We start from the raw sequence: 3,783 nt of genomic DNA, 5'->3' as shown, positions 1-3,783 counted from the left end.
GTTGCTCTGACGGTGGCGCACCTTTGGTGCCCCGCGCGAGGTCTTCGCGAGCGGTAGCGAGCGAACGGCTCGTCAGAGCTTCGCTCTGACGGTGGACGACTGAGCGAACGGAGTGAGCGAAGGAGTCGGTTAGGGAGGACGTGGCCTGTGGTGCGGTCTTCATTGCCGCTCGGTAGTTGCTCACGAAGTTGCCGTACAGGTCACACTGCGAGTTTCCGTCCAGACATCATCAGTAGCAATCGCTAGAAAACAGACTCCAAAATCTGCTCGCCTTCTAATCGACTTTGAACCCACCAGCGAGCATCATGGGGACGACCAACGTCGCCTCGGCTTCGACCTGCACGTAGTTCGTCGCTTCCTCTTTGATCTTCCCCCACGAGACGGCCTCGTGCGGCGGGGCACCGGAGAGCGACCCGTCGCCTTCCATGCCGGTCGAAACGTACACCGCGTAATCCGCGCCGCCGCGGAAGAGGTTGGTCATGATGGCGTGGTGCTTGGGGACGCCGCCGCCGAGGACGATGAGGCCGGTCTTGTCCGCGAGCAGGCCCTTCTCGATGAGGCTGTCGTAGTCGTCCAGAATCTCGATGCCGACGTCCGAGTCGTACCCCTGCCGGTAGTAGTAGAGGAAGTTACCGACCTCCGCGTCGGTCAGGGCGGGACAGAAGATGGGGATGTCGTTGTCCGCGGCGTTGGAGAGGATGGAGTCCTCGTCGTCCAACGTCTCGCCGAGTTCGCGGGAGAACTCCATCGGCGTGCGCACCTTTTCCTCGGCGAAGAAGTCCTCGAAGAAGTCGTTGAGGTAGGACTCCAACCAGACGTAGCGGTCGGAGGGGACGAAGATGTTGCCGAGACGGTTGATACCCCGCTCGCGCATTTCGGCCTCGTCCACGTCCCACTCGCCCATCTTGAACGGCTTTTCGGTCTTGATGACGTCTTCGGTGATCGATCCCGAAGTCGTGATCATCACGTCGATGAGGTCCTCACGGGCGAGGTAGGCGACGGCCTCCCGAAGCCCCGACGAGACGATGTTCGAGGTGAAGGTGAGATAAATCTCTGCGCCCTCCTCGCGCATCGCCCGGATCAGTTCGATCGCCTCGTACAGGTGGCTCGCCTGGAACCCGGTCGTTTCGTACGACGACAGCATGTCGAAGAAGTCGAACTCGCCCTTGAAATCGTAGCCTGCAACGTCGGGGGAAGCGATTTCCTCCTCGCTCCCGGGGACGACGTTGTCGTGGCTTTCGTCGCTCATACCAACTCTCATCACCGCGCGAAAATGAATCTTCAGTTTTGTCGATGGTGTGTTGCTCATCTAATAAAACAGGATAATATCCGACACCTGTAGAATATAAATCCATAGTAATGCCTGGAATATTTTCTCCGAGTAGTCATATTATATGTTTGTTTATTTCGTAGTATTTTTATGTATGTTTAGAAATGATCATTTGATGTCAAAGCAAGATGAAAAAACGAAACGATTGAATCGAAGGAAATTGTTGAAGAGTTCTGCAGCGGCCAGTATCGCCGGTGTCGCTGGCGGTGGGTCGGTTCTGGAATCGCTGTTGGGGGACCGTTCGTGCAGAGAGCGCGACGGACGATGATGTCAAACGAATCGCACAGGCACCCGGTGTCCAGAGTATTCTTGCCGAACTCGGTATTTCACAGCTTCCCAGCCCGGATGAAGTCGAAAAGCGCCATATTCTCGACGACGGAACGGCGACGCAGAGAGAGCTCGTGGTAATGAAGGTTGACTTGAAATACGGTCGTCTCCTCGCCGTTGATCGAAACGGTGACATCGGAACGGTCTTCGCGTTCGACAGGGACCTCCCGTCGGTACCGTCGGGTTATTCGATGGTGACCGAAACGGGTGGGACGTTGGCGAACGTCGGCACCGGTCTCGAATTCAGTCGTGGCGCAACCGACGCGGAAGAGGAGCAAGTGCTCTCGACGCTCGATGTCGAGGGTAAAATCGAACGAACGAGGGTGCAAGCGACTACCTCACTCGGAGGCTTCCGAGTCGAACTTGCGGTGAGAAATCCGGAAACCGACGAAATCGAAACGCCGGAGTACCTGGCCAGTACCACCGGCGAGTTCACTCCGAAAGAGAACGAACTCTTGGATATCTCGTCGGTTTCGCCCCTCGCCTCTCTCCAAACTTCTCAACAACTCTCGGGGGGAGGAACGGTAACGACACAAGGAATTGGATTCGACATCATCAAAGGAACGCTCGAAGGTTGGCTTGAGAGTACCGTTTTCAGTATTGGTTTGGATAAGGCCGGTGTGGTCTGTGACGAAACCTGTACGAACTGTGCGTTGTGGATTTACGACGTGCTCACCACCTGTGAAACCTGTCTCGACTTCTGTGTCGCTAGCGAAACCGGTGTCGGTGCGATACTGTGTGTGGTCTGTTTCTACTGTTTCTGTAGCCAGCCGATTAACGGCGAAGCGAACTGTGCCGGATGTATGGCCTGTCTTCTCACGGGCGAAGAACCCGATATTCCGTCAAACCCACAGAGCCAGTTCCTCAATTGGGTCTGGGATGAACTCCCCTCGCTCCCGTCACTTCCTTCGGTCTAACTGGAGCAACGGCAGAACGATTTTTTGCGATAACCGTATTTTAATCTGAGATAATGCCGTCCGGTTTCACCATCATTAGAAGCGCGACGATAATGAGCGCGATACCGAAAATCGCGTTGTCCGCCGCTATCACCGTCGAACCGGACTGAAACAGCTTGACCGAGAAACCGAATAGACCGAAACCCATCAGCACCCCAACGACGCCGATGGACCGTTGCGGGCGAACCGGAAGGTACGGACCAACGATGTGACCCAGACCAAACACGAAGAACGCAGCGAACGTGAAGTACGCATCCCGAGGAACTGATTTCGCGTTTGTGAGACTGAGAGCAATAGTCACCAGCAGGGAAAGGAGTGAGACGAACAGGATTATCACACCTTCCTGTTGTGTGGAAAAACGGTTCGAGACGCGCGAAACGTAGAGATATCCGAATAGAAAGACAGCGAGGAGAACACCCCCCGTGATATTAAACAGGACCCGAGGGTCCGTAAAATCGTGATATGAACGCAGAATCATGGCGACAAAGATGAGAGCGATGAGGGCGTATCCGAACGGCCGTACCTGCTCAAGTGGGGATTCTCGCATATTCTCACTGTTCAAAGGACGGTAAAAATACTTTCGTTGCCCTGATTAATTGGAACAATTCGAGTATCAATACGAAATGTTGGCGGATCGAGGTTCGACTGAATTATCGACGATAGTTGGCCTATCTACAATTTCACGGCCATCATCACTTCGTCAACGTACTCGCCGTCGATCTTGTAGTGGTTCTTCCGAACGGCTTCGGTCTCCCACCCGTGGGCTTCGAGGAAGTCGATGGCGTTCTCGTTGGTCGAGGGGGCGCTCTGGTACACCTTTTCGTAGCCGTTGGCACCCGCCCACTCCAGTCCGCGTTCGAGCAGGTGGCTGCCGATGCCGTGGCCCTGATACTCGTCCAGCACGCCGACGGTCAGTTCGGCAGTGTGGCTGAGTTTGTCCAGTTCGGGCGCGTGGAGGTGGACCCAGCCAACGACTTCGTCGCCGACGGTTGCGACGAAGAACATCCGCGATTCGAGGTCGTTGTGCCGGAGCAACGCTTCTTGATGGTCGATTTCGTCCGCAACGGTTTCGGCGACGATGTACGACCCTTCCTGGGCGACTTGTCGAATCGCGCCGACGATCCCCGAGAGGTCCTCCTGGCGGGCAGGGCGGATGACGAACTCGATTTC

4 protein-coding genes are annotated in these 3,783 nt (G+C 55.7%); 1 reads left to right on the top strand and 3 read right to left on the bottom strand.

What is annotated here, in order from left to right; translation table 11 throughout:
• Positions 1–274 precede the first annotated feature (274 nt).
• The gene (locus WBV42_RS01185; protein ID WP_253226225.1) at positions 275–1,249 is read right to left on the bottom strand and encodes a deoxyhypusine synthase; all 975 of its coding nucleotides are present in this window, start codon (positions 1,247–1,249) and stop codon (positions 275–277) included.
• A 275-nt stretch (positions 1,250–1,524) separates the two neighbouring features.
• Here WBV42_RS01185 and WBV42_RS01180 point away from each other — a divergent pair, with 275 nt between their 5' ends.
• Complete coding sequence (locus WBV42_RS01180; protein ID WP_423984419.1) at positions 1,525–2,574, top strand: hypothetical protein; 1,050 nt, start codon at positions 1,525–1,527, stop codon at positions 2,572–2,574.
• A gap of 40 nt (positions 2,575–2,614) precedes the next feature.
• On the opposite strand, the gene WBV42_RS01175 is transcribed toward WBV42_RS01180, so the two are convergent.
• Positions 2,615–3,175 carry a hypothetical protein gene (locus WBV42_RS01175; protein ID WP_423984418.1) on the bottom strand — a complete coding sequence of 187 codons (561 nt, stop codon included), beginning with the start codon at positions 3,173–3,175 and terminating at the stop codon, positions 2,615–2,617.
• Between the two features lie 110 nt (positions 3,176–3,285).
• Positions 3,286–3,783, bottom strand: a 498-nt coding sequence (locus WBV42_RS01170) for an N-acetyltransferase family protein (RefSeq protein WP_423984417.1), incomplete at its 5' end; no start/stop codon positions are given.

Origin of the sequence: Haladaptatus sp. (assembly GCF_049589095.1) — an archaeon.
In the GTDB taxonomy this organism is placed as follows: Archaea; Halobacteriota; Halobacteria; order Halobacteriales; family Haladaptataceae; genus Haladaptatus.
Note: the sequence above shows the minus strand (reverse complement) of the source record. Positions and strands in the feature narration are given on the sequence as shown.